We start from the raw sequence: 25614 nt of genomic DNA on the forward strand, positions 1-25614 counted from the left end.
CCATGCATACTAAATTACGCGTCGCGCTCGTATACGGCGGGAAATCGGGTGAGCACGATGTTTCCTTGCAGACCGCTTTCGCGGTGATGAAGGCTTTTGATTACGGAAAATATGATATTTCTCCGATTTACATAACGAAAGAAGGCCGCTGGAGACAGGGGCCGATGTTGACTGCACCCGCTGAACGCAAAGAGCTGTTGACTTGGGCTGGGGAAAAGGATGCGGCTATCAGCAGTACGCTTCCGGCAGCTTCACAAGAGAGCTCTGCCCTTTTGCCATTGCTGGCAAACGTCGGCGCAGCTTCTGAAGACCGTGCGATTGATGTTGTATTCCCTCTGCTCCATGGCACGAACGGGGAAGACGGCACGATTCAGGGCATGCTGGAAATGCTGCAAATCCCGTATGTTGGCGCAGGGGTGCTGGCGTCTGCCGTCGGTATGGATAAAGTGATTATGAAGCAGGTGTTTGCGCAGGCGGGAATTCCCCAATGCTTGTACCGTCATTTTACCCGTTACGAGTGGGAGCAGAGCCGCGACGAATACATTATGGAAATTGAAATTTCTTTGGGCTACCCTTGCTTTGTTAAGCCGGCGAACCTTGGCTCGAGCGTAGGCATTTCGAAGGCATCCAATCGGGAAGAGCTTGAGAAGGCTGTAGCCTATGCGTTCCAGTATGACCGTAAGGTGCTTGTCGAAGAAGCGGTAGACGGCCGGGAAATTGAAGTTGCTGTACTTGGCAATGATAATCCGAGGGCTTCCGTTGCGGGCGAAATTAAGTCCTCCAACCATTTTTATGATTACAAAGCAAAGTATGTAGACGGAAAGTCGGAGATGGTCATTCCGGCAGAAATTCCGGCGGAACAGGCGGAGGAAGTGCGCCGGCTTGCCATTAAAGCCTACAAGGCGATTGACGGAAGCGGGCTTTCACGCGTCGACTTCTTCCTTTTGAACAAAGAGAATCGGTTTTTGATCAACGAAGTGAACACGATGCCGGGCTTTACTCCTTTTAGTATGTATCCGCTTCTGTGGAAAGAAACAGGCGTTAGCTATCAGGAGCTGCTCGATGAGCTGATTCGTCTGGCTGTTGAACGTTATGAGGAGAAACAGAAAATTCAGTACGGTTTTGATGTAGAATAAGGTACAATATAAGGAAATGCCGGAAATGGCAAGGAGGCTGTCCCGTATGGGTTTCCAAACAGAATTTAATTCCGTATGCAAATTCAAATCGGACCAGGAGCTGCACGACTTGTTGGAATACGGCCGCACGGCGATGGTCAAGAAGGGCTTTCGCGTGTTTCCGACGGGGCAAATGGTTGTGGCCTACTCCCCTGAGAATGAAGCGGTTGCGATCGTGAAGATTACAGCTTCAATCGCTGAAATTACGTTCCAAGGGGAAGAGGTTACAAAGGTCGAAATGGAGCTGGTGCGCCGCTTGACCGAGGAAGAAGCTAGAGTGCAAACCTCGCTAGCGAATGAAATGTTTTTTGGACTCCAGCAGTAAGCGGCAAAAAGCGTATAATCCCCTTTCCAGGGGCATGCTACTAGTGCACAAGATAGGCTGCCGAAAAGGCGGCCTTATCAGCATGCTCGGAGGAAAGGGGATTTTCATTTGATCGTACGTTTCGGATACGTAGCCATGTCGATGACGGTGAAGAATGCATCGCCGTCCAAGACGATGACTGCTACCAATTTTGAAAAGCTGGCCGACCGTGAAGCCGCTCTGCGGAAGCTGGAGCGGATTGCTGAGGAGAATTTGGCCAACACGCTGCGGCTGCTTCGGCATAATCGGGCGCATGATGTGAAGATGTATCGTTTTTCGTCCAAGCTGATCCCTTTAATCGGACATAAACTGGTTGAGGGGTGGGATCCGTTTCCGCGGCTGGAGGAAGCGTTCCGGGCGATTGGAGACTATGTGAAGCAGCATCAAATGAGAGTGAGCTTTCACCCGGATCACTTTACGGTTCTAAGCACGCCGCGAAGCGAGGTGTTACAATCCTCCTTTGAGGATTTGGATCGTCATGTGCGGATGCTGGAGTCGATGGGTCTGGATGAAACGGCAATGTGCAACATTCATATCGGCGGCACCTACGGCAACAAGGAAAAGTCGTTTGCCCGGTTTTTGGACAACTTCTCCAAGCTCAGTGAACGCATTCGCCGTAGAATTACACTGGAGAACGACGATAAGACGTTTACGGCAGCTGAAACCTTACAAGCGTGCCAGAGGGTAGGCGTGCCGATGGTATTGGATATTCACCACCATATGGTCAATCCGGGTCAAGAGACGATAGACCAGCTTTGGCCGGACATTGTGAAAACATGGTCGAATACGCTTCCGCCGAAAATTCATGCAAGCAGTCCGAAAAGTGAAAAGGATCCGCGGGGGCATGCTGATTTTGTTGAAGTGGACAACATGCTCAAGTTTTTTCAAACCGCCGTCTCCTCATGCGACCGGTTGGATGTTATGCTGGAAGCAAAGCAAAAGGACGAAGCGCTTTTTCGTTTAATGGAAGAGCTCAAAGATAAGCCTGGGGTTCGTGTATTAGATCAGGCATCGATTGCTTTTGGGAAAGACTAGGAAGCCGGCGGGAAATTATGTAAGCTTCGCTCGTTCTTTTTTCTTTCCGGGGATCGAAACTTCATGGAAAATGTTACGTATGTAGTAGTAGAGAGGTGAACTGGGCGATGGCCGGTGAAAAAAACGCGTTTTCTGTCGGCAGTAAAAGCTATACTGCTGTGGCCGTCAACACGGCTGCCCGTGCGGGCGAATGGATTAAAAGCAAGCTTGGCGAATTTGCCAATTTGGATGTGAAAACCTCCCATCATGATCTGGTTACGGAAGTGGACAAGGGTGCGGAGGCGATGATTAAGAAGCTGATTTTGACGTATTTCCCGTCTCATTCCTTCTTAGGCGAAGAAGGTGCCGAGCCTGGGGCGGACGGAGCGATCAAAGCTTTGGAGAAAGTACGGGAGCAAGAATATGTGTGGATCGTTGATCCGCTCGACGGAACGACGAATTTTATCCACGGCTTTCCATTCTTCTCCGTATCCATCGCTCTTGCTCATAAAGGCGAGGTAATCGTTGGGGTTGTTTACGATCCTTCTAAAGACGAGATGTTTGTTGCGGAAAAAGGCAAGGGTGCGTATCTCAAAGGGAGACGCATGCATGTATCTCATGATGCGCGGCTCTCGGAAAGCCTGCTTGCTACAGGCCTTCCAACCGATAAAACCGTAAATTTACCGGCAAATCTGCGCGGCATTCAAGCGCTTTCTCCACAGGTGCGTAACATCCGCATCGTCGGATCCGCCGCGCTGCATCTGGCGTATGTGGCTGCAGGCCGACTAAGCGGGTTCTGGGAAATCGGATTAAACGCTTGGGATTTGGCGGCAGGCTCTTTGCTCGTTACGGAATCGGGCGGAAAAATTACAGATTTACACGGAAATCCTTACGAGCTGAGCACGCGCAATGTCATGGTTTCTAATGGAATGATCCACGATGATTTCCGCAAAGCGTTGGACGAGGCCGATGCAGTTGTCTAAATCATTCTCTGCCAGCCTCGTCCGGCAGCGGAAGGGAAACGGTAAAGGTCGTCCCGCTGCCTAGCTCGCTGTGTACGGTAATATTGCCCCCATGGTCTTGAATGACCTTGTGGCAGATGGAAAGACCAAGGCCGGTTCCATTTTCCTTTGTGGTAAAAAACGGGAGAAACAGCTGATCCAAATGCTCCTGTGAAATGCCTTGACCTTTATCGACGACCTCCAAATAAATGGTCTGATGCTTCCGGTACAGCTTAAGGATGACCACCCCGTACTGGTCCATCGCTTCGAATGCATTTTTAATTAAGTTCAAAAGTACTTGTACAATTTTATCTTTATCCAGATTCAAGTAAGTCGGGGCCATGAGGTCGTCCAGATAATGAATTTGATGGCCGAGCCGAAGCCCTTCCGATTCGGTCAGCTGAATGGCATGCTGAACGCAGTCTTGAATAGAGTGAAGCTGGAACTGGGATGTTCCTGCCCTGGAAAATTGTAGAAATTCAGCTGTCAGCTCACTCATTCGTGAGATCTCGTCCATAATAATTTCGTAATACGACGAAATATTGTAATTGTTTTTTTCTTTGGCGATTTGCAGAAATCCCTTCACTGAGGTGAGGGGGTTTCTTATTTCATGGGCCATGCCCGCAGCCAATTCCCCCACTGCCTTGAGCTTTTCCGCACGAAACAGGTGCTCCTCTCTTTGCATCCACAGTGTTCGCTTCATGGAAAACAGCATGTGCTCCGCAGCTAAAATCAGCTCGTTCTTCGTATTGGCCTCTTCCGGGTAAAAGCTGTAGCCATAGGAGAGCGCAACACGAGATTCGCGCGGAATGTCCTGCTCCAATATTTTTTTCAGCCTAGGCTCAAGGAGCTCTCTCGTATCATAACGGATAACAATCGCAAACTCATCGCCCCCATACCGAGAAATAATAAGAGCGTTGTCAAAAGCTCTGGAAATGACAGCGGAGATCTTTTGCAGCTCGGCGTTTACGCCATGGAAGCCCAGCTCAATATTCATCGATTTGAGATCCTGACAATCGACAATAATTAAGCAAATGTTGGAGTCCGGGATTAACAGCCGGTTCAGTTCTTTATGAAATTGCTGGAAATTGAGCAGACCTGTTAAGGGATCAAATCGGATCAGCCGCTGATGCTCCTGCTCCAGCTTAATTTTTTGACTGTGATATTCGAGGTAAAAGTGACCCAAAAAAACGGTAATCGCAAAAGTAATGATGAACGAGGTCGAATCGAATAAGAGATGCTCCTTGATCGAAAAGTAGGGGGCTGTTGCGCGCTTGAAATATCCGACTATGAAATAGAGAAGAAAGATACAGCTCATGATGGCAATGCTCTTTTTTAACGGAGGAATAGATAGTCTGGAGAGCAGCGCGCAGCCGATTCCGACCGATAGTCCAAGTATGACGCTTGCTTCCGAAAAAGTGAAAAAGACCATGCTGTAGAGGACGATGATGATGGAAGCGGTGAATGCGGAAAGCCAATTACCGGAGATGGCTGGGAGGACAACGGCCGCATAGCGTAAATCCATGGTTATGCTGCTTGGCAGCCCAACGCTGAAATGCATGCAGATTGCTCCGATTAGACCATAAACGGTTCCATGAACAATTTTTGCGATCAGCGAGTTGTTTTGCAGTGGATGGATCGGGAAAATTTGTGTAATCAAAAACAAGCTTGAAAACATAATACATATATTAATTACTAGATTATAAAGCACATTATCGCCTCGCTTGTTGAGGGTTGTTGCTTTTCTCTCTATACCTTCGACAAGACTCGTCAGGAATCCTCTCATGTTAAGAAAAATTTGTAAAATTAACCTTTTGAACATATTAAATTTACATTGATACCCATAGAACTCTATTCTGGAAGTCTACTTGAATTGTTAACTTCATATGCTATATTATGGTTAACAATCATCTTTGTAAAGGAGAGTGCGAGAGATTATCGCTTTTCATCGCAAAGGAATGTTTATAACGGGTACAGACACGGACGTAGGAAAAACGCTGGTTGCGGGGGGGCTTGCTGCGCTGGCGGCAAGGAGAGCCGCCGGGCTGAAGGTATCGGCGTGGAAGCCGATCCAGACCGGGGTTGCGCTTGGTGCACCGGATAGCGACAGCTTCCGGCTGCTGGCCTTGAGCGGGCTTGCACAGCCGGAGCAGGAGACGGCGGGTTTGACCCTGCCGGAGCCGCTGGCGCCATGGGCCGCTTCCCGCAGAGCGGGCGTGAGAATAGATACGGAGGTGCTGATTGCCTCGGGAAAACGGTTGGTGCAGAGCAGCGCTTTTAGCGTGATCGAAGGCGCGGGCGGGCTGGCCGTTCCTATCGCGGATGGCTTCTTGATGGCGGATTTGGCGAAGGTGCTGGAGCTTCCTTTGGTAATTGTGGCGCGTCCGGGTCTAGGTACGGTAAATCACACGCTGCTAACGATACATTATGCGAGGGAGGCTGGGCTTGATCCGGCTATTGTTGTGCTGAACGGCGTGAAACCCGATCTGCCTACTCGCAATCTGCAAGAAAATATAGAAATGATCGAGGCCTTCGGCAAGGTAAGGGTAGCAGGCTGGCTGCCTTGGTTGGATGAGCCTTCGTATGGAAGCGCGGATTGGCCCGCATGGCGTAAGCAGTGGCTTGACTTGATGGAAGAACAACTAAAGCTGGATGTTTTTTATACATAGGAGGGTATTGGGATGGAAATGACATTGATGAATTGGGAGCAGCTGGCGGACAAGGCTTTGGCGGGGGAACGGCTTACGATGGAAGAAGGACTCGCTGTACTGCAGGCGGACGATGACGAGGTGCTGGCGGTTTTGCAGGCGGCATTCCGCGTTCGCAAGGCGTATTACGGCAAAAAGGTTAAGCTCAATATGATCATTAACGCTAAAAGCGGATTGTGCCCGGAGGATTGCGGCTATTGCTCGCAGTCGATCGTATCCACGGCGCCGGTTTCAAAGTATCCGCTGCTGGAGAAGGACACGCTGGTTGACGGTGCACGGAAGGCCATGGAGCTGAAGGCGGGCACGTACTGCATCGTTGCGAGCGGCAGAGGGCCGACCGAAAAGGAGCTGCAGCAGGTGATCGATGCGGTCAAAGAGATCAAGTCGGATATGCCGATGAAAATTTGCGCATGTCTTGGCATCCTGTCGCAGGAGCAGGCTGAGCGGCTCAAGGAAGCGGGCGTTGACCGATATAACCACAACATTAATACGAGCGCGAGCAATTTCTCGAATATTACGAAGACACACTCGTACGATGACCGGGTAGCGACCGTGGAGAAAGCGAAGGCAGCCGGCATTTCACCGTGCTCCGGGGTAATTGTCGGCATGGGCGAAAGCGATGCGGACATCGTCGAGATGGCTTATGCGCTGCGGGAGATTGACGCGGACTCGATTCCGGTTAACTTTCTAAATTCGATTCCGGGAACGCCGTTAGAAGGGTATGCGAACTTGAACCCGCGCAAATGCCTAAAGGTGCTGGCGTTGTTCCGGTTTATGAATCCGACGAAGGAGATCCGCGTTTCGGGCGGGCGCGAAGTTAATCTGCGCTCCCTGCAGCCGCTCGGCCTGTATGCCGCGAATTCGGTGTTTGTCGGCGATTATTTGACGACCGAAGGACAGGAAGCGAATGCGGATCACCGCATGATCGAGGATCTCGGCTTCGAAATTGAGCTCTGCGCACTGTAAGGAGGCAGCGGTGACTAGCAAGTGGGACTGGATGCGGCTGGAGCTGGAGCGGCTTGATTCGCTTTCGCTGCGGCGAAGCTTGAGCGCGGTGAGGCTGCTTCCCGGCGGGTGGCTGGAAAAAGACGGGCGGCGCATGCTGAATCTCGCCTCGAACGATTACTTGGGCATTGCCTCTGAGGGCGGGTACGTCACAGAGGAGGCGGATGCGCTGCAAACCGGAGCGGGAGCGTCACGGCTCGTCGTCGGCGGGACGGAGGAGCTTGCCCGGTTTGAGGAAGCGTATGCCGCTTATCACGGTGTGGGAGCGGCTCTGGTATACGGCAGCGGCTACGCGGCCAATGTAGGCGTGCTCGGCGCGCTGCTGACGAGGGACGATGCGGTGTTCAGCGACCGGCTGAACCATGCCAGCATCGTCGACGGCATCGTGCTGAGCCGGGCCGAGCATTTCCGCTACCGGCATCTTGATATGAATCAGCTCGAGGCGATGCTGAAGAAGGTGAGCGAGGCTGCTCCCCGCCGCAAAAAGCTGATCGTAACCGACGCGGTATTCAGCATGGACGGCGACGCTGCGCCGCTTATGGACATAATCGCGCTGAAAGAGCGTTACGGTGCGCTGCTGATGATTGACGAAGCACACAGCGGCGGGGTATGCGGCAAGGAAGGCAGAGGGCTTGCCGACGCGCTTGGCGCTGCGGAGCATATCGACATCCATATGGGCACCTTCAGTAAAGCTTACGGCGCCCTTGGAGGCTACATAGCCGGTGATACTGTGCTCAAGGAGTATTTGGTGAACCGCTCGCGCAGCTTTATTTATACGACAGGGCTGCCGCCCGTTGTTATTGCGGCTATTGAGCGCAACTGGAGAAAGGTGCGCGCGGCCGATGAAGCGCGCGATCGTCTGCGCCGAAACGCGGCGCTGTTTCGCGAGGGGCTTGCCGCAGCGGGATTTCAGCTCGGCGACAGCGCGAGCCAAATTGTGCCGCTGCTTGCGGGCGAGAGCGAAAGGGCGGTACGCATGGCGGCGAGGCTCCAGCAGGCGGGCATCGCCGCCGTTGCGATCCGGCCGCCGACGGTTCCGGAGGGGACCGCCCGGATTCGCTTTTCGCTGATGGCGCAGCATGAACCGGAGGCTTTGCTGCAGGCGGTTCAAGTCATAACCGACGCCGGTAAGCAGGAGGGGATAGTGTGAAGCAGCGGGCAGGCATCGTATGGCTGCACGGCTGGGCTTCTTGGCCCGGGATGTGGAGGCCGCTTTGGGAGCGGCTCCCCGAGTACCGGCATGAATGTGCCGAATTTTCCGGCTGCAAAACCGCCGATGATTTTGCCGCGGCGGCGGAAGCGGCTATAGCGCGCCTCCGGAGCAGGATGCGGATTCAGGATGTGAAAGAGCCTCGAGTTGAGGATGCTGCGGCGGCTTCACATGAGCCGGATGACGGCGAGGCGCTTATTCTCGCCGGCTGGTCCATGGGAGCATTGCTTGCCCTTCAGCTCGCGCTTGATCCGGATCGCCGTGCCCGACTCGGTATCGACGGAGTCGTTTCGATTTCGGGCACGCTGCGCTTTACGTCCGATGCGCCGGAGCTTGGCTGGCCTGACCGGATTGTGGCGCGCATGCAGAAGCGGCTCGGCAAAGAGCCGGAAGCGACGCTTGAAGCGTTCCGGGCGCTCCTGTGGACGGCCGAGGAGCGGGAGCGCATGACGGCACCGAGCGGCAGCTTTCCTCCGTTAGAACGGACAAGCGTTGGGCAGACGCAGCCTGGGAGGCCTGAGAGCGAGGTGCCGGAGCAACCCTGCGCTCATACCGATATGAGTGTGGAAGGACTGCAGGCCGGGCTCGCCTATCTCCGGCAGACCGATCTTCGTGAGCGCTGGGAGACGCGCGAGGGGGAAACGGGGATGCCGCCGCTTCTTTGGATTCACGGCCGGCAGGACCAGGTTTGTCCTTTTGGCGCGGCAGCGGCATCCGCGTCCGTTGGGGGAAAGAATAACGACGGCGCCGAGCTTGCGCCCTATCGTTTGGTGGAGCTGCCGGATGCCGGGCATGCTCCTATTTATTTTTCTGTGGATAGGGTGGCTGGGGAGATAAGGAGCTTTCTTGATGAGCAAATACAATAAACAATTGGTACGGAAGCATTTTGATAAGCAAGCAGGGAATTATGAACAATATGCCGAGGTTCAGGCGCTTATGGCGGAGGAGCTGGCAAATCGGCTTCCTCGTGAACTGCCGGACCATGCGGAGATACTTGAAATCGGCTGCGGGACGGGCATGCTGACAAGAAGGCTGCTGCGAAAATATCCGAACGCTCGGGTGACTGCGGTTGACCTCTCGCAATCGATGCTGGACTACGCGCGTAAAGCCATTGAGGAGCTTGGGGAGATTACTTCAGACGGAGGACCCGCTCATGCTGGGAAGCTGCTGGAGCGCGTCGATTTTCGGGAGGCGGACATTGAAGTGCTTGCGCATCAGCTTGCGGCAGCCGACAATCGTAATTTTGATCTGATTGTTTCTTCGGCGGCATTTCAATGGTTGAATGATCCGGAGGGAACGATGGGCGCCCTGCTTCAGCTGCTGAGGTGCAAAAGCGATCGACACGCTTCCCCGGACCAACAGGATGAAGCGTCGGGCTGTCATGGGGCAATCCTTCATGCAGAGCGAACGGAGGGACAGTATTCTTACTCTAACGTTGATCCCAGTGTTACCACGTCCTCATGGATGCACGGCAGGGACGAAGGAACCGGAGGTCAGGACAGCAAGGGCACGAAGAGCGGGCTGTATTTTGCTACGTTTGGGGATCGGACCTTTTTTGAGCTGAGACAAAGCTTCACGGAAGCAGAAACGGAGCTTGGCCTGCCCGGCGGAAGCCATACCTCCGAGCTTTTATCAGGCAAGCAGTGGACTGCGCTTTTTACGAGGCTTCATTGTTCTCTTTCCATTACGGAACGTATGGAAGAGGTTTGGTTTCCCAATGTGCGGCAATTTTTGCGCTCGGTTCAGCGTGTTGGCGCAAGCCACGCTCCAGCTAATGGAAATGACGCTGCATATCCTTCCGGCGGAAAAACGCTTTTCCGTCAAATGGAGCAAAGGTATCTGCGAAGATATGGCAGCAGCCCGTCCGGCGCGATTCCGGCCACCTATCATCTGATCTATGGATATGTGTAGACGCTCCTTTGGCTTTGAACTATAATGAAGGAAGAAAGTGCACAGAAACGAACAATTTCGTACTGAATCGCACGATTAAGGGAGGATATTAAGATGTTTTCATTGCAAGGGAAAGTCGCATTGGTAACCGGAGCAGCAACTGGATTGGGAAAAGCGATGGCTTTAGGATTAGCGGAAGCGGGCGCTGACGTAGCGCTGGTTTCGAACCGCAGCCCGCTTGACGAGGCGGTCGCAGAAGTTCAGGCACTGGGACGCAAAGCACTTCCGATCGTAGCGGATTTGAGCCAAGAGTCTGAAATTCCGGGTGTCGTTGCAGCAGTAGTGAAAGAGTTCGGACGCCTTGATATCCTAGTTAATAACGCAGGCATTATTCGCCGTACACCGGCTGCGGATCATGCAGCATCCGACTGGCACGACGTGATCGATTTGAATCTAAATTCGGTATTTTTCCTGTGTCAGCAGGCTGGCCGTGTCATGATCGAGCAGGGCTCAGGCAAAATTATTAACATTGCATCCATGCTTTCGTACCAAGGCGGCATTAACGTTCCAGGGTACACGGCAAGCAAGCATGGCGTGGCAGGGATTACGAAGGCGTTAGCGAACGAATGGGCAAGCAAAGGCATTAATATCAATGCTATTGCGCCGGGATATATGTCTACGGACAATACTGCGCAGCTTCGTGCGGATCAAGACCGCAGCCGTCAAATTTTGGAGCGCATTCCGCAGGGACGCTGGGGTACGCCAGAAGATTTGAAGGGACCGGTTGTATTCCTTGCTTCGGAAGCATCGGATTACATGAACGGGCATGTTATTTGTGTTGATGGAGGGTGGATGGCTCGCTAATGAATGAGCTGATAACGTTTGGTGAATCGATGGCACTGATGATGCCGACTACGACCAAAGGCATCGAGTACAGTCCGCAGATGAGTGTTTCTTTCGGCGGTGCGGAGAGCAATGTCGCGATCGGGCTTGCCCGACTCGGCCACAAGGTTGGATGGTTCGGCCGTCTCGGTCAAGATCCGCTGGGCTCTCTCATCGTGAAGCGTATTCGCGGTGAAGGTGTCGATGTATCTCGTGCAGAGCTGACACCGGAAGCGCCGACAGGCTTAATGTTCCGCGAGCAGGTTGCGGGCAAATCGTCGGTTTATTATTACCGCAAGGGTTCGGCGGCCAGCAAGATGCAGCCTTCCCATCTTGACGAGCAGTACATTGCTTCTGCAAAGTATTTGCACGTTACAGGGATCACGGCTGCCCTGAGCGACAGCTCCTTGGAAACGCTGAAGGCTGCGGTTGCTATGGCGAAACGCAATGGCGTAAAGGTATGCTTTGACCCGAACCTGCGCTTAAAGCTGTGGACGGCGGAGCAGGCTCGTCCTGTTCTTCTGGATCTGGCTCGTCAGGCGGATATTTTCTTGCCGGGGCTGGACGAGCTGAAGATTTTGTTCGAGACAAGCTCGGATGACGAGGCATTGAAGCAGGTGGAGGGGCTTGGCGACGGCATCAAGGTTGTGAAAGGCGGCAACAATGCAACGCTGCTTTATGAAAACGGTGCGTGGACGGAAATTCCATACGTTAAAGTAGAGCATGTTGTAGATACCGTTGGCGCTGGGGATGCATTCTGCTCGGGCTTTTATTCCGGTCTGATTCGCGGGTATTCGCTGACGGAATCGGTTCGCCTTGGAAACGTCATGGGAGCGATGATTATCCAAACCGAAGGGGATTGGGAAGGCGCTCCAACCTGGCAGCAGGTGCAGAACGTGCTGGAAGGCAAAGCGCACGTCGAACGGTAAAAGAGATGCGTCATGCGTCTCTTTTTTCGTACCTGTGCAAGCAGTATAAGATGTTATGGTGTACGATGTAACGAGCTGCAGTCATGTTCTCTTACTACAAAGGATGGAGTGGATCCATATGCTGAAAAAAGTTAAAATCTTGAACTACTTAACGGAAGAAGGCGTCGTTGCGGTACTTCGCGGAGAGAGCCCGGAAGAGGTTGTTGAGATGGCCGAGCAGGCTATTGCCGGCGGGATCAAAGTCATCGAAATTACGATGACGGTACCGTTTGCGCTTCGGGCGATTGAGCAGCTTGCGGCGAAATACAGCATTGACGCAAAAGATCCTGCGAAAAATGCGCTGATCGGTGTGGGCACCGTACTTGACCCGGAAACAGCACGCGCTGCAATTTTGAGCGGTTCTGAGTTTGTGGTCGGCCCTGCATTGAACCCGGCGACGGTAACGCTTTGCCACCGGTACAGTGTGCCTGTGCTGCCAGGAGTGATGACGATTGCGGAAATTCAGAACGCACTGGAGCTTGGCGTGGATATCGTGAAGCTGTTCCCGGGCAACCTGTTCTCGCCATCCGTAATTAAAGCGATCAAAGGTCCTTTGCCGCAGGCAAATGTTATGCCGACCGGCGGCGTATCGCTGGATAATCTGGCTGAGTGGATTAAAAATGGCGCAGTAGCGGTAGGGATCGGCTCCGATTTGACGAGCGAAGCAGTGAAAACGAGAGATTTCAGCCACATTGCGAAGAAAGCGGAGCAGTATGTTGCCGCTTATCGTGCTGCAAAGCAGAAGTAATATCGTTCGTAGACTTTTGTATAAAAAGAAAGTACGAGCCCGTTGGCTCGTCCAAGCCTGTTGAGAAGCTTCTATTCTTCAATAGGCTTTTTTTTGCGCGAAAAAGCTCTTCATAAAAACATTACAATAAGTGCTGCAACAAAGAAGCGGCTCCGGCGTAGGTATAAGCAATTTAGCTTTAAGCGACTACAGGGGAGAGGTTTCAATTGAAACATATTTCGTCTAAAGTAAAAGCGGAGAAATTATTGGGGAAAGAAATAAAGAAGATCGATATTGCTGGGGCCGCCGTCTGTGTAGAGAGCGGAAACGGTTCGTTTTCATGGAGCGGGTCGGCAGGAAATTTAACCAAGGATCGCCCGTTCTTTATTGCAAGTGTAACGAAGCTGTACACTACGGCCGCTGTACTTATACTTCAAGAGAAGGGGCTTTTGCAGCTGGAGGACCCTGTAAGCAGACATATCGATTCAGCGGTATTGGATGGTATTCATCGTTTTCACGGGAAGGACTACACCCATGCTATAACGGTTAGGCAACTGATGGCTCATACATCGGGCTTGCCGGATTATTTTCAACAAAGGGGCAGTGATGGGAAAAGCCTGCAAAGCAAGCTGTTAGCGGGACACGATCAAGATTGGACGTTTGAGCAGGTAATGGACTGGACGAGAGGGATGAAGCCGCATTTTGTGCCGGGGCAAACAGGCAAGGCCCGATATTCCGATAGCAATTTTCAACTGCTGGGCCGAATTATCGAAAATAGAATGGAGCAGAGGCTGAGCGATGCGTTTCGAGCTATGATTTTTGATCCGCTAGGATTACAAAATACATTTCTATACGAAGATTCGAAAGATCAGCGGCCGGCACCTTTATATTATAAAAAGAAGCCTTTGCAGATTCCATTGGCCATGTCTTCCTTCGGACCGGATGGGGGAATTGTTTCAACGGCAGGGGAGATGATGGTATTTTTGCGGGCATTTTTTGAAGGCAGATTGTTCTCGAAAGAACGGCTTCCGGAGCTCTATGCATGGAATAAAATCTTTTTCCCGTTGGAATATGGAGTTGGTCTTGCTAGGTTTAAGCTGCCAAGATTATTTACTCCGTTAAAAGAAATGCCCGAGCTGCTTGGTCATTCGGGGCTATCGGGAGCGTTTGTTTATTATTGTCCCGCGAAGGACCTATATATGGCGGGTACGCTGAATGAAACCGCTCATCCGAGTATGCCTTATCGCTTGATGGTAAAGCTGCTGCATGCTTTGCCATAGAAAAAAAACGCCCAGCGTCCGACTTAGCGGATCAGCTGGGCGTTCTGTTTATACGAAGACTACTCGGTAGCTACGGATTGATCAGCCTGCATACCCACTGGGGATACACGGACGAAGTTAGCTTCAAGGTTGTTCATCAGCTCGTCGACCTTCTCTGCTGCTTTAGTTTGGCCTGCTTTTGCAAGCTCTTCACGGTAAATGCCAAGCAACTCGGTTAAGTCTTTACGGCTTTGTGGTCCTAGCGGAGCAACGTTAACCTTCGCGCCTTTTGCGATACGACGCTCGATTGCATCTTCCGTCAGACCCATTTCCGGCTGGATACGCTGGTACACAACGCCGCCAGTCATACCTGCGCAGATCCATGGACCCGGATCGCCCATAACAACGGCACGGCCGTTTGTCATGTACTCGAACGCAAAGCCCTTCAGGTTCGCGCGGGACGCGATGGAACCAAGCTCGTCGCGGATCGGAGTGGTCACTTCGCCGCCGAAGATTACGTCAGCGCCGGAGAGACGGATACATGCACGGGAGTCGGCATTGCCTTGAACGATGAACGTTCCTTTTTGTGCGCCGTAAGCGAACGACTTACCGACAGAACCGTTAATATACTCTTTATGCTTGCTAGGCGCCTTCAGGATCGCCACTTTACCGCCGTACGACATTTTGCCGACGCCGTCTTCTGCACCGCCGTGTACCGTAATTTCTACACCGCGAGCATTAAATGCGCCAAGGCCGTTACCCGGTACGGAACCGTCTGTCAGGTTGAGCGATACCTTCGGCAGCTTGTCGTAGCTTCCGTCGAAACGGTCGCGTACGCGGTTGCTGGAGTAGCGGGAACCGATAATGCGAGTTTCCGCCATAACCTTCGACCAAGTGCGGTCAACCGGAGCTTCGAACGTAAGCGAACTCGGGTAGTAGCTTTCCGAACCGGCTGCGACTGCAAGCGCGTTTTCTGCTGCCGCTGCAGCTTCCGCTTGAGCGCGTGCCGCAGGGGAAAGGAACTGGATCGGAGCCGGACGAAGCAGGGCGGACAAATCGATTTTTTCCAGGTGATTTGTCTGAACCAGCAGGTCGGAACGGCCTACGAGATCCTGAGCGTTCTTAAAGCCGAGCTGTGCCACGATATCGCGAACTTCTTCGCCGATGGATCCGAATAGGCGAACAAGCGATTCAACAGCGATGTCGTATACGCGAGGAACGAAACGGCGCAGGCCTTTTTCTTCAGCTTCCTCAAGCGAGTCAATTTGCGTTGCGATACCAACGTGGCAAGTATCCAAGTGACAGCCGCGGCAAGTCGTACAGCCGATCGCTTGCATTGCGATTGAACCGAAGCCAACGCGGTTTGCGCCGAGCATGATCATTTTTACAACGTCTGCACCGGACTTCATACCGCCGTCGGACCAGATTTCCACCAGGTGGCGAAGACCTGCTTCGATCAGCGCTACGTGCGCCAGCTTGGTGCCGATTTCCGTCGGGAGGCCTACGTGCTGCAGGGAGTGAATCCGCGCAGCGCCTGTGCCGCCGTCGAAGCCGGACAGTGTGATCACGTCAGCGCCGGCTTTGGCAACGCCGACTGCGATCGTACCGATTCCCGGAACAACCGGAACTTTAACGATAACCTTAGCTTTATGGTTGGAGGCTTCCTTCAGCTCGCTGATGATCTGAGCAAGGTCCTCGATCGAGTAAATGTCATGGTTGTTGGACGGCGAAATCAGGTCGGAGCCGATGGTCGCATTACGTGCTGCAGCGATTTTCGACGTAACCTTGGAGCCTGGCAGGTGACCGCCTTCGCCCGGCTTCGCGCCTTGACCGATTTTGATTTCTAAGAATGCGACTGCGTTCGCAAGCTCAACGTTAACGCCGAAACGTCCGGATGCAACCTGCGCACCGCGAGTACGCTTGTAACGGCCGAGCATATCTTTAATCTCGCCGCCTTCGCCGTTCATCGTTACCATGTTCAGACGCTCGCCGGCTTCCGCATAAGCGCGGAACGCGGTTTCGTTCTGCGAGCCGAAGGACATGGACGAGATCAGCATCGGCAGGTTGTGATCGCCGATCGAAATATCGACTTCGCTGCGGTCAAGCGCTTTACGGCCTTCTTCGTAAGACTTGTCGAAGTTGAAGCCAGCCACGTGACGGATCGAAATCGGGTTTTTCTGCTCTTCTTCACGAAGCTTATTCATGTAATCCTCGTAAGGAGCAGTTCCTGCCGCAGCTTCGTTCATCGCTTTCCACATACGCTGGAAGAAGTGGAAGTTACGAGCTGCTTTTGCTTTCGGATTCTCAACGTCCTGGTAACGCGCTTCTGCCTCTGCCTCAAGCTGAGCAAAGCCGGTTCCGGCTGTTTCGCTTCCGAGGTAGTTTACGATATCGAGCACTTCCGTCACTTCCGGCTTTAAGCCGATCGAAGAGAAGAAGCGTGTATAACCGCGAAGCTCATGCGTACCGATCGTGGAGATCGCCTTCTCCATCCCTTTGGAAAGGGCAGTGTATACTTTACGCGCTGCAGCAGCGCCTTCCTTGCTAGCTGCGGTTGCGAACAATACATAAGGCGAAATCGCGTCTGCGCCAAGACCAACAGCAACAATCATGTCATGCAGATTGCGAACTGCGGCGGAGCGAAGAACGATGCTGGTTTGACGGCGAAGGTTGTCGCCGAGTTCAAGCTTTACAGCTTTCAATGCAATGTCTACTTTGGAAACCGCAAGATGCGGGTCCAGCCACAGACGATCGTTGCGGTGCGCGCCTTCGTCGTCGAGCACAAGAATCGAAGCGCCGCCTTGAACTGCGGAGATCGCATCTTGAGCAAGCTGCTCCAAAGCTGCTGTCAACGCTGTGCCGCGTGCGTAAGTGATCGAAAGCACGGCAACGGATTTCTCATTCTGTGCACGGAACATCGAAAGAAGCTGCTCCAAGGACAATTGTCCAATCTCCTCGTAGCTGCCAACTCCGTTGGAGCCTTCAAGAAGCATTGGGGACGGAAGCTCCAGACGGAAGCTCTTGTCCGCCGCACCGTAAATCGAAGGACGGGCACCGATGACAACACGTGTCGAGAAGTGCTCGGTTTCGCGGTCGCGGTCGATCGCCGGGTTCGTTACGACAGCAACGCTTTCCTTGATGAAATCTGGGATGTTTTGACGCTCCCAGTTAATCGCAGCAAGCGGACCGTCATGGCCGAGCGAGCGGATCGGCTCAGCGCCGGTTTGGGACATCGTTTCGATCATTTGGATGCCTTCACGGTCCCAGCCGTTTACGCTGTATAGGGTATCTGTAATTTCAACGTCTGCATTCGGCTCAACCTCAGCAGGAACGTCGATTGCATATTTTAAATGCTTGTTCAGGCCGGACAAGGATACACGCTTTGCTGCGCGATCAAGTACGAGGTTCTGCAGCTCTTCGTACGGGATAACCTGAATATGCTCGTTCGGTGTAAGAACGACACCGATTTTCTCGCCCGGAGCGATCGGCTTCGGATCGGCAACCATTTCGCCTACGGTGATAACGCCTTGCTCGGAGGAGAAGTACAGCGAAGTTTCGCTTTCTACCATCCAGAGCGGACGAAGACCAAGTGCGTCAACGGAGAATACGCACTCGTTGCCGTAACGGGAAACGATAGCTGCCGGACCTTGGGCATAATGGCCCCAAATTTGGCGATAATAAACATAAAGGTCTTGAAGCTCAGGCTTCAAGTGCTTCATCTCGTTGTAGATCGGCGGGAACACGAGTTCCATCGCTTCAAACATCGAGAAACCGAAACGGTGAATGAACGTCTCGATCGTACGGTTCATATCCTGGGAGTCGGAACCGCCGTCTACGAGCGGTACGCCAACCATTTCCGCTTCGTAACGAAGCTTCTTAATCGTATTGATTTCTCCGTTATGACCGAGCAAAGAGAACGGTTGTACACGGAAGAAATTAGATAATGTGTTCGTCGAGTAACGGTTGTGACCGATCGTTACTTGAGCAGCGAACAACGGATCGCGTGTGTCATGGAAGTACTTTGGCAAAATGCTTGCCGATCCCATCACTTTGTAAGCAGCCGCTGTGTTGCTGAGCGTTGCTACGTGAACGGTGAACTTGTCTTCGATGGCGATGTGCAGCTCGTAAAGATGGTCTGCAACAACGACTTCTTGCTTCTCGCAAAGTGCGGCAACCTGCCAGAACACAGGCTCGTCGTTCTTACCGTTCGGTCCAAGAACGGAGCTGTCGACCTGATCCTCAAGTTCCAGCAAAATGCGTACGCCCGCATCCGCGAACATCTTGCGGATCTCCGCCTGCATTTCGAATGCGGAAATTTCAAGCTTGCGCGGAACAAAAATGTGCGCAATAGAGAAACGAGGATCCTGGGCCAGCTCGCTGTCCAGACCCGCCTCAAGAAGGCGTTTCGCCCAGAGCGCTCTCGGGATATCGGTTAAAATACCGCAGCCGTCGCCCTCGCCGTCGATAAAACCGGAACGGTGCTCCATTTTAACGAGTGCTTCGATCGTTTTTTGTACGTTATCCGGTGAAGGGACGCCGTTTTTCTCGATGATACAAATAACGCCGCAGCTGTCGTGCTCGATTTCGAGCAGGTTTTGAAATTGACCCTCATTGATCATAGCTCTGTTCATTAGTCTTTGGTCAGAAGAAACTGACCCTCACCTCCTGATTAGAATGGTGCAAAGAAATATTAACCTTTTGTAAATTAGCAATTATTCACGTTATATGAATAAAAATGCAGGATTCCGTATGCAACAAAGCGGCGGCAGTCACGTCGGGGTATAAATTGACGATTGCGAATCACCGGGACGGGGAATAAAAAGGCACTGCGGATAAGTACTGCCAATATCGGGTGAAATCTATAAATTTCCTTGCCCTGATTGGTGCTGGCCGCACCTTTTTAGAAAATAGGTAAAGTAGTTATAGGATAACACGAATCTTCACCGTGTACAATAGTCTATTCGGGAAATACAAAATGTAAGCGTTTTTCTACATGCATAATCGTGAATATATGGGCATTCAACCTGTCCGCTTATACAAAAAAGACGAACGTTTTCGCTCGTCTTTGGATAAATGTACGGAATATTTTAGTTAACTATGTTACGGATTTTTGAAGCTACCCTAGCTTTTGGAACGCTTCGTCAGCAGCTTGGATTGTACGTTGGATGTCATCCTCGGTATGCGCGGTGGTCAAGAACCACGCTTCGTATTTGGACGGCGCTAAGCAAATCCCGCGGTCTAGCATTTCTTTGAAAAAGCGTCCGAACCGCACGCCGTCGGTGTCCTGTGCTTCATCGTAATCGCGTACCGGATGATCGCAGAAATGCGTGGAAAACGCGCCGCGTATTTGATTGATCGTAAGCGGAATTCCGTGCTTACGGGCGCTTTCCGCTAGCCCTGCCGTGAGGCGCGAGGCGAGGGCGTCCATGCGGTCGTGCACGCCGGGGGCCTGCAGCGCCTCGAGGCAGGCGATGCCCGCCGCCATTGAGAGCGGATTGCCGGCCATCGTGCCCGCTTGATAAGCGGGGCCGAGCGGCGCGACCTGCTCCATGACCTCGCGGCGTCCGCCATAGGCGCCGATCGGCAGGCCGCCGCCGATGATTTTGCCGAGCGCGGTCAGGTCCGGCTCGATCGCGGCGAGATCTGGCGACAGGCCGGGGAACGTCTGCGCCGCGCCGTAATGGAAGCGGAAGGCGCTGATGACCTCGTCATAGATGACGAGGGAGCCGTTCGCCCGCGCGAGGCGGCAGAGGTCCTCGAGGAAGCCGGACTTCGGCATGACCATGCCGAAGTTGCCGACGATCGGCTCGACCATCACGGCCGCGACCTCGGCGCCCCAGCGGCTCAGCGCCTCTTCCAGCGCCGGGATGTCGTTGAACGGCACCGTGATGACCTCTTGGGCGATGGTCGGCGGTACGCCTGCGCTGTCCGGTGTGCCCAGGGTCGACGGGCCGGAGCCTGCGGCGACCAGCACGAGGTCGGAGTGGCCGTGGTAGCACCCGGCGAACTTGATGATTTTGGTGCGGCCCGTGTAGGCGCGGGCGACGCGGATTGTCGTCATGACGGCCTCGGTGCCGGAGTTGACGAAGCGCACTTTATGCAGCGAAGGGATGGCATCCTTAATCATTTTGGCAAAATGAATTTCAAGTTCTGTAGGAGTGCCGTACAGCGTGCCGTTTGCGGCGGTGCGCTGGATCGCTTCGGTGACATGCGGGTGGGCATGTCCGAGGATAATCGGGCCGTAGGCAGCCAGGTAGTCGATGTATTGGTTGCCGTCCTCGTCCCAAAAATATGCGCCCTGCGCGCGTTTCATGAATACCGGGGCGCCACCGCCAACGGCCTTGAAGGACCGCGAAGGGCTGTTCACGCCGCCGACAATGTGCTGCAGCGCTTCATTATATAGTTGTTCCGAGCGGGGGCGGTTAGCCGCCGGCAGGGAATTTGTTTCGTTTGCGTCCATGGCAGTTCCTCTCTTCCGTGGTACATATATGGTGTGTTGCTTGTTGCTATAATATAATAGAAAGAAAACATTTTCCATACGTGTCGTGAAGCCCACGCCGTCCATTTCGGTATTTGCCGGAAGGGGCGGTGTTTTTTGTTTTTTGTCAGGGGGAGGGGAGTAGCGGGATGCTGGGATCATTGGCGGCGGGCTGGCGGATTGGAAGGAGGAAGAGCTGGACAAGGGCATTGTGACATTTGTGCGTAGGGGCGAGTTGGGGCGTGCTGCATAATCTGCGTATCGTCAAAGGGAGAGGGAAAAGAAGGGAATTCACGGGCTGCAACGCGGAGTGGGTTAGCAAATGGGAGGGGATGTCTGAAGAAGGGAGGCTGGGCTGGGAATATGCCGGGCACAGCACAGAGCTAGATGGGGCTTTTCATTTTACATGCGGTTATAGGAGAGCAAGGAAGATGATGCATTTATATTCATTACTATTATATGAAGGGAGAGTTAGGGGATGGGCGGCAGTCAATTTAGGGATCATGATCAAGAACAAGTTCACGCTCGAATGCTGTCTTTTTTAAAAGATCAAATGGAAAAGTCGGAAGGAGAACGTCAAAGGAGGCTTCAGCAGGGGCTAGGGCATGCGGAGACGATGTTTTTAGAAAATGTGTGGTGGCCGTTGTTTCATTCTTTTCATGATTTGTATCCGGAATACGAAGTTATTGATTTTGATGATGGGGCAAGATTTTTAGATTTTGCTTACTTGCGCGCACCGCACAAGCTATGTATTGAAATTGATGGTTTTGGCCCCCATTGGAAAAATACTACCCGTTGGCAATTCGCGGATCATCTCCACAGGCAGCTGCATTTGACGATTGATGGATGGGTAGTTGTCAGGTTTTCTTTTGACGATGTAAAGGAACGGCCGAGAAGGTGCCAGGGAGCATTGCAGCAGCTTTTTGGCAAACTGTACGGGAGTGGTGTGCCAGATCGTTTGGAGATGAGCTTGACCCCCATTGAACGCGAAATTGTGCGGTTTGCGATTTCCGAGCGAAATGTGGTGAAAGCGGGCGGAGTAATGGAGCATCTGGGCTATAGCAGGAACCAAGTTCATGCGCTGCTTCGCGGACTTGCGGCTAAAGGAGTATTAGTACCTGCAGAGGGAGGAAAGCGGATTAGGTATTATCAGCTGCAAAATGGGTGGGAGCGGCGGTTTCGTTAGTTTGTTAAGTTGGTTAGTTGAAGAAAATGGAGGAGTGCGGACGGTTATCGGTCAGAAACGTGATGGAGCTGGTGGCGTGCTGGGTATGCAGCAGGATATGGCGGCAGTTGGAGCTGGACTTGATTAGGGTGGACGGATGCGTTTGGGGAGAGGCTTGTTCAAGAGCGGAACCCATTGGGGGTCGGGAGCTTGTAATGGTGTTGAAAAGGTGGAAGGGGAACTAGTTGGGGCGAGGTGGTGCTTTGTATAAGATGTTAACGATGTTAGCTAGAAGAGTTAATACAAATTATTTGTATTAATCGTTTTTCGGACTGAATATTGAGCCGGATAATACAAATTATTTGTATTGTTTGAGCTATTATGCTGATTGTGGCCCTTCAGCGAGGGAAATAATACAAATCATTTGTATAATGCGCCCCCACTTTGGGGTCGAGTGGAGAAATAATACAAATTATTTGTATAGAGGCCCGCGCCAGCGGCAACGCCCTCGCGCCGGCGGCTCGCCCCGCGCCAGCGCCTCGCCCCGCGCCAGCGCCTCGCCCCGCGCCTCGTGCCCAGCGCCGGCGGCTCACGCCCCGCCCCCTCGCGCCAGCGCCAGCGCTCGCGGCTAACGCCGTAAAGGCTCAAGCCATCCGGCTTGAGCCTTTACGCTTGCCCGCGGCGCGGGCTACCGCACGGCAGGCTGCGCCTTGCCGTTTGCAGGCTCGGCCAGCTGCGTGCCCGTGCCTGCATCCTTCAAAAACTGCTCCTGCACGTACGTTTGGAGCTTCGACGTATTCACCGTGATCACGGAGGCGCCGCCTACGCGATCCTCAACCAGCAAATCCGACGGCGGGATTTGCGACGAGCCGATCGTGCCGGCCTTCACCTCAAAGCCTAAAGCTGCCAGCTTCGCCATTTCGCTCACCGTTAAATTCGTTTCTATATAAGGATCAATTTTACTTAATATATAGGGAAGCTTAATCAAAGAAGACGTCTGCTGCATCTTCTCCCCGATCGCCTGCATAAAATTGCGCTGGCGCTCAGTGCGCGCAAAATCGCTCAGCGCATCATGACGGAACCGCACATAACCGAGTGCTTGCTTGCCGTCGAGATGCTGCATCCCTTTTTTCAAATTAATATCGTAGTCGGGGCCGTCGGCACGGCTAATGTACTTCATATTCTTTTCAACCTCGAAATCGATTCCCCCGATGGAATCGACAAGAGCGACAAAGCCTTCGAAATCCGTATACACATAATACTGGATCGGCAGGCCGAGCAGATCTCCGACGGTGCGCATCGCAAGCTCGGGTCCGCCAATGGCAAGAGCTGCATTCGCGCGATCCTTGCCATGATCAGGAATATGTACATAAGTGTCGCGTAGGATGGAAAAGATGTGACCGTTCTTACTTACCGGATCAACGGAAACCACCATCATCGTATCGGAGCGAGGCACCTCGCTGTTCGTAAGTCCGCGGGAATCGCCGCCTAACAGTAAAATGTTCACCCGATCCTGGCCTTCCCACTTTGGCACAGTGTACTCGGTTGATTTGGTTTTCCCGGCAGTTCCGCCTTGAGCTCCTTCTGCAGCCGTATTTTGCATAAATTGCTTAAACCGGGATTGCTCCGGCGCTTTCTGAATTTCCGTGGCAAAATGATAAACAGAATAGCCATAATACCCAATAACACCTAGAATTGCGAGCAGCATAAGTGTTAATAACCGCCGAATTGTTTTCATATGCAGATCCCCCCTGTTTGTGGTATGACCCGCAGCCTTTAAAATCGGGCAGGGTTCGTGTATCATTACGATAGGATTTGGACAAAGCTGGGACATCATACATGATAAGCTTAACATTTTTTTACCATATCGGGGCTGTAATCGCAAGTTTCGACCTTTTTCAACGAGTTTAAACGGATGTTTTCATATAGGAGGTGAAGGCTGTGCTGGCCATTGATGTACAGGATTTGCGAAAGGAGTTTAAAGTCCAGAAAAATCGGGAAGGCTTAACCGGCGCATTCCGTGATCTGTTCAACAGAGAATACAACAAAGTAACGGCGGTAAAAGACATCAGCTTTCAAATTCCGCGCGGCGAAATTTGCGGCTACATCGGCGAGAACGGTGCAGGGAAATCGACAACGATCAAAATGCTGACCGGCATTCTCGTGCCTACATCCGGCAAGGTGGTCGTGAACGGCTATGTTCCATTTAAAGATAGAGAGAAGTTCGTATCGCGGATCGGAGTTGTCTTCGGACAGCGAAGCCAGCTGTGGTGGGACATCGGAGTGATCGAGTCGTTCCAGCTGCTGCGCAAGGTGTACCGCGTCCCAGCGGACGAGTACAAAAAACGGCTCGGCGAGCTCGTTGAACGGCTTCAGCTGCAGGAGCTGCTGAACCGTCCGGTTCGTAAGCTCAGCCTTGGTCAGAGGATGCGCTGTGAGCTGGCCGCAGCGCTTTTGCACAACCCGGACATCGTCTTTCTTGATGAACCTACCATTGGACTTGATATTGTGGTTAAGAGTGAGATTCGCGACTTTTTGAAAGAAATGAATCGGAAGCATGAAACGACCGTGCTGCTTACCACCCACGACTTGCAGGATATTGAAGCGCTTTGCTCACGCGTTATCATGCTGGATGACGGCCGAATTATTTATGACGGCGGTCTGCAGGACCTGCGGGATACGTGGGGTCAAGGCAAGGAGGTTGTCTTCCAATTTGCTTCCGCCGTTACGCTGGATGAGCTGGCGGGCATTACAGCCGGTATTAATGGGGTCCGCTGGACGCAGGAAAATGAGCTGACCTGCAAGGTGTGGCTGCCAAGAGGGACGGTGTCCGTGTCACAGGTAATCGGCAGCGTCGTGCAGTCGTTTGAAATCTCGGATATGCAGATTCACGAAACGAATACCGACGATATCGTTAAAGAAATTTACAAAAGCGGTTCGGCGGTGGCGCAGGGATGACGGCCGCATACTTGGAACTTATTCGCATCCGATTTTTGATGATGCTGGCATACCGCGTCAATTATTATTCGGGTATCGTTATTTATGCCATCAATATTGGGGCCTATTACTTTGTGTGGAAGGCGATCTATGCAAGCAGTCCGGCAGCGGCCGGAGAAGGCGGTATCGGCGGGCTGACTCTAGCGCAAATGACCACCTATATTGCCGTATCCTGGATGGCGAGGGCCTTTTACTTTAATAATTTAGACCGTGAAATAGCCAATGAGATAAAAGATGGCAGCGTCGCGGTGCAATTTATTCGTCCCTACCAATACATTGTTGTGAAAATGATGCAGGGGCTCGGGGAAGGGCTGTTTCGCCTGCTTCTGTTTACGACGCCGGGGATGGTGCTTGCCGTTCTTTTGTTCCCGGTCCAGCTTCCAACAGACCCGAAGGTATGGGTGCTTTTCCTTGTGATGCTGTTGTTCAGCTTTCTTATTAATTCGCAGATCAACATTATTACCGGTTTGTGCGCATTTTTCCTTGAAAATAATGAAGGGCTCATGAGAATGAAGCGGGTCGCGGTTGACTTGTTCTCAGGCTTGATCGTGCCGATTTCATTTTACCCGGGCTGGGCGCAGGCAGTGCTCGAACTGCTTCCCTTCCAAGCGATCACTTATCTGCCAGGCTCGGTGTTTACAGGCAAAGTAGCGGGTGCGGCAGCGTTTCAGGTGCTCGGTGTGCAAGTACTGTGGTTTGCCATCCTAATCGTACCGCTGGTCGTGATGTGGCGGGCGGCGCGTCAGCGGCTGTTCGTACAAGGAGGGTAAT

At 52.7% G+C, this 25614-nt stretch carries 22 protein-coding genes; 18 read left to right on the top strand and 4 right to left on the bottom strand.

Annotated elements, in window-relative coordinates; translation table 11 throughout:
* The first annotated feature begins 2 nt into the window (after nucleotides 1–2).
* From GQS10_RS20025 to GQS10_RS20040, 4 genes are all read left to right on the top strand, one after another.
* Nucleotides 3–1136, top strand: coding sequence for a D-alanine--D-alanine ligase (locus tag GQS10_RS20025; RefSeq protein WP_166245570.1), 1134 nt, complete (start codon nucleotides 3–5; stop codon nucleotides 1134–1136).
* Between the two features lie 46 nt (nucleotides 1137–1182).
* On the top strand, nucleotides 1183–1500 hold the full coding sequence (locus GQS10_RS20030) for a hypothetical protein (RefSeq protein ID WP_166245572.1): 318 nt from the start codon (nucleotides 1183–1185) through the stop codon (nucleotides 1498–1500).
* A gap of 108 nt (nucleotides 1501–1608) precedes the next feature.
* Nucleotides 1609–2574 (top strand): UV DNA damage repair endonuclease UvsE, encoded by a 966-nt coding sequence (gene uvsE, locus GQS10_RS20035; protein ID WP_166245574.1) that lies wholly within the window; start codon nucleotides 1609–1611, stop codon nucleotides 2572–2574.
* Between the two features lie 107 nt (nucleotides 2575–2681).
* On the top strand, nucleotides 2682–3536 hold the full coding sequence (locus GQS10_RS20040) for an inositol monophosphatase family protein (protein WP_166245576.1): 855 nt from the start codon (nucleotides 2682–2684) through the stop codon (nucleotides 3534–3536).
* A gap of 1 nt (nucleotide 3537) precedes the next feature.
* Here the strand turns inward: GQS10_RS20040 and GQS10_RS20045 are convergent, their stop codons facing one another.
* Nucleotides 3538–5340: an ATP-binding protein gene (locus tag GQS10_RS20045; RefSeq protein WP_166245578.1), complete on the bottom strand. Its 1803-nt coding sequence runs from the start codon at nucleotides 5338–5340 to the stop codon at nucleotides 3538–3540.
* Between the two features lie 172 nt (nucleotides 5341–5512).
* Here GQS10_RS20045 and bioD point away from each other — a divergent pair, with 172 nt between their 5' ends.
* The 9 genes from bioD to GQS10_RS20090 all read left to right on the top strand — a co-directional run bounded on the left by bioD (nucleotide 5513) and on the right by GQS10_RS20090 (nucleotide 14224).
* A complete protein-coding gene (gene bioD, locus GQS10_RS20050) occupies nucleotides 5513–6223 on the top strand; it encodes a dethiobiotin synthase (RefSeq protein ID WP_166245580.1) in 711 nt (236 codons plus the stop codon).
* A 12-nt stretch (nucleotides 6224–6235) separates the two neighbouring features.
* Nucleotides 6236–7228 carry a biotin synthase BioB gene (bioB, locus tag GQS10_RS20055; protein ID WP_166245582.1) on the top strand — a complete coding sequence of 331 codons (993 nt, stop codon included), beginning with the start codon at nucleotides 6236–6238 and terminating at the stop codon, nucleotides 7226–7228.
* A gap of 10 nt (nucleotides 7229–7238) precedes the next feature.
* Nucleotides 7239–8417 (top strand): aminotransferase class I/II-fold pyridoxal phosphate-dependent enzyme, encoded by a 1179-nt coding sequence (locus GQS10_RS20060; RefSeq protein WP_341805108.1) that lies wholly within the window; start codon nucleotides 7239–7241, stop codon nucleotides 8415–8417.
* Nucleotides 8414–9343 (top strand): alpha/beta fold hydrolase, encoded by a 930-nt coding sequence (locus GQS10_RS20065; protein WP_166245584.1) that lies wholly within the window; start codon nucleotides 8414–8416, stop codon nucleotides 9341–9343. The genes GQS10_RS20060 and GQS10_RS20065 overlap by 4 nt, the downstream gene beginning before the upstream one ends.
* The gene (locus GQS10_RS20070) at nucleotides 9327–10388 is read left to right on the top strand and encodes a methyltransferase domain-containing protein (RefSeq protein ID WP_166245586.1); all 1062 of its coding nucleotides are present in this window, start codon (nucleotides 9327–9329) and stop codon (nucleotides 10386–10388) included. Before GQS10_RS20065 ends, GQS10_RS20070 begins: the two co-directional genes overlap by 17 nt.
* A gap of 87 nt (nucleotides 10389–10475) precedes the next feature.
* Complete coding sequence (kduD, locus tag GQS10_RS20075; RefSeq protein ID WP_166245647.1) at nucleotides 10476–11231, top strand: 2-dehydro-3-deoxy-D-gluconate 5-dehydrogenase KduD; 756 nt, start codon at nucleotides 10476–10478, stop codon at nucleotides 11229–11231.
* On the top strand, nucleotides 11231–12178 hold the full coding sequence (locus GQS10_RS20080) for a sugar kinase (RefSeq protein ID WP_166245588.1): 948 nt from the start codon (nucleotides 11231–11233) through the stop codon (nucleotides 12176–12178). The genes kduD and GQS10_RS20080 overlap by 1 nt, the downstream gene beginning before the upstream one ends.
* Nucleotides 12179–12296: 118 nt before the next feature.
* Nucleotides 12297–12965, top strand: coding sequence for a bifunctional 2-keto-4-hydroxyglutarate aldolase/2-keto-3-deoxy-6-phosphogluconate aldolase (locus GQS10_RS20085; protein WP_424991814.1), 669 nt, complete (start codon nucleotides 12297–12299; stop codon nucleotides 12963–12965).
* Between the two features lie 206 nt (nucleotides 12966–13171).
* Entirely contained in the window at nucleotides 13172–14224 is a 1053-nt protein-coding gene (locus GQS10_RS20090) for a serine hydrolase domain-containing protein (protein ID WP_166245590.1), read from the top strand.
* Between the two features lie 59 nt (nucleotides 14225–14283).
* Here the strand turns inward: GQS10_RS20090 and GQS10_RS20095 are convergent, their stop codons facing one another.
* On the bottom strand, nucleotides 14284–18834 hold the full coding sequence (locus GQS10_RS20095; RefSeq protein ID WP_243735301.1) for a glutamate synthase-related protein: 4551 nt from the start codon (nucleotides 18832–18834) through the stop codon (nucleotides 14284–14286).
* A gap of 485 nt (nucleotides 18835–19319) precedes the next feature.
* Nucleotides 19320–20663, bottom strand: coding sequence for a glutamate-1-semialdehyde 2,1-aminomutase (locus tag GQS10_RS20100; RefSeq protein ID WP_166245592.1), 1344 nt, complete (start codon nucleotides 20661–20663; stop codon nucleotides 19320–19322).
* A gap of 260 nt (nucleotides 20664–20923) precedes the next feature.
* Between GQS10_RS20100 and GQS10_RS20105 the strand changes: the two genes are divergently transcribed.
* The 3 genes from GQS10_RS20105 to GQS10_RS23580 are packed head-to-tail and all read left to right on the top strand — an operon-like array spanning nucleotide 20924 to nucleotide 21994.
* Nucleotides 20924–21226, top strand: coding sequence for a hypothetical protein (locus GQS10_RS20105; protein WP_166245535.1), 303 nt, complete (start codon nucleotides 20924–20926; stop codon nucleotides 21224–21226).
* Between the two features lie 8 nt (nucleotides 21227–21234).
* Complete coding sequence (locus GQS10_RS20110) at nucleotides 21235–21867, top strand: DNA-binding response regulator (RefSeq protein WP_243735302.1); 633 nt, start codon at nucleotides 21235–21237, stop codon at nucleotides 21865–21867.
* A gap of 1 nt (nucleotide 21868) precedes the next feature.
* The gene (locus GQS10_RS23580; protein WP_279538048.1) at nucleotides 21869–21994 is read left to right on the top strand and encodes a hypothetical protein; all 126 of its coding nucleotides are present in this window, start codon (nucleotides 21869–21871) and stop codon (nucleotides 21992–21994) included.
* Between the two features lie 540 nt (nucleotides 21995–22534).
* Here the strand turns inward: GQS10_RS23580 and GQS10_RS20115 are convergent.
* Nucleotides 22535–23584 (bottom strand): LCP family protein, encoded by a 1050-nt coding sequence (locus GQS10_RS20115; protein WP_166245594.1) that lies wholly within the window; start codon nucleotides 23582–23584, stop codon nucleotides 22535–22537.
* A gap of 203 nt (nucleotides 23585–23787) precedes the next feature.
* Here GQS10_RS20115 and GQS10_RS20120 point away from each other — a divergent pair, with 203 nt between their 5' ends.
* Both GQS10_RS20120 and GQS10_RS20125 read left to right on the top strand, forming a co-directional pair.
* The gene (locus GQS10_RS20120) at nucleotides 23788–24804 is read left to right on the top strand and encodes an ATP-binding cassette domain-containing protein (protein WP_166245596.1); all 1017 of its coding nucleotides are present in this window, start codon (nucleotides 23788–23790) and stop codon (nucleotides 24802–24804) included.
* Nucleotides 24801–25613: an ABC transporter permease gene (locus tag GQS10_RS20125; protein WP_166245598.1), complete on the top strand. Its 813-nt coding sequence runs from the start codon at nucleotides 24801–24803 to the stop codon at nucleotides 25611–25613. The genes GQS10_RS20120 and GQS10_RS20125 overlap by 4 nt, the downstream gene beginning before the upstream one ends.
* Nucleotide 25614: the final 1 nt, after the last annotated feature.

It is taken from the genome of Paenibacillus turpanensis, from assembly GCF_011421635.1.
Classification (GTDB): Bacteria; Bacillota; Bacilli; order Paenibacillales; family YIM-B00363; genus Paenibacillus_AK; species Paenibacillus_AK turpanensis.

Coding starts and splice junctions, on each gene's coding strand:
- GQS10_RS20025 (WP_166245570.1), top strand. CDS start 3: ATGCATACTAAATTACGCGTCGCGCTCGTATACGGCGGGAAATCGGGT.
- GQS10_RS20030 (WP_166245572.1), top strand. CDS start 1,183: ATGGGTTTCCAAACAGAATTTAATTCCGTATGCAAATTCAAATCGGAC.
- GQS10_RS20040 (WP_166245576.1), top strand. CDS start 2,682: ATGGCCGGTGAAAAAAACGCGTTTTCTGTCGGCAGTAAAAGCTATACT.
- GQS10_RS20045 (WP_166245578.1), bottom strand. CDS start 5,340: ATGAGAGGATTCCTGACGAGTCTTGTCGAAGGTATAGAGAGAAAAGCA.
- bioD (WP_166245580.1), top strand. CDS start 5,513: ATGTTTATAACGGGTACAGACACGGACGTAGGAAAAACGCTGGTTGCG.
- bioB (WP_166245582.1), top strand. CDS start 6,236: ATGGAAATGACATTGATGAATTGGGAGCAGCTGGCGGACAAGGCTTTG.
- GQS10_RS20070 (WP_166245586.1), top strand. CDS start 9,327: ATGAGCAAATACAATAAACAATTGGTACGGAAGCATTTTGATAAGCAA.
- GQS10_RS20080 (WP_166245588.1), top strand. CDS start 11,231: ATGAATGAGCTGATAACGTTTGGTGAATCGATGGCACTGATGATGCCG.
- GQS10_RS20085 (WP_424991814.1), top strand. CDS start 12,297: ATGCTGAAAAAAGTTAAAATCTTGAACTACTTAACGGAAGAAGGCGTC.
- GQS10_RS20095 (WP_243735301.1), bottom strand. CDS start 18,834: ATGAACAGAGCTATGATCAATGAGGGTCAATTTCAAAACCTGCTCGAA.
- GQS10_RS20100 (WP_166245592.1), bottom strand. CDS start 20,663: ATGGACGCAAACGAAACAAATTCCCTGCCGGCGGCTAACCGCCCCCGC.
- GQS10_RS20110 (WP_243735302.1), top strand. CDS start 21,235: ATGGAAAAGTCGGAAGGAGAACGTCAAAGGAGGCTTCAGCAGGGGCTA.
- GQS10_RS20115 (WP_166245594.1), bottom strand. CDS start 23,584: ATGAAAACAATTCGGCGGTTATTAACACTTATGCTGCTCGCAATTCTA.
- GQS10_RS20125 (WP_166245598.1), top strand. CDS start 24,801: ATGACGGCCGCATACTTGGAACTTATTCGCATCCGATTTTTGATGATG.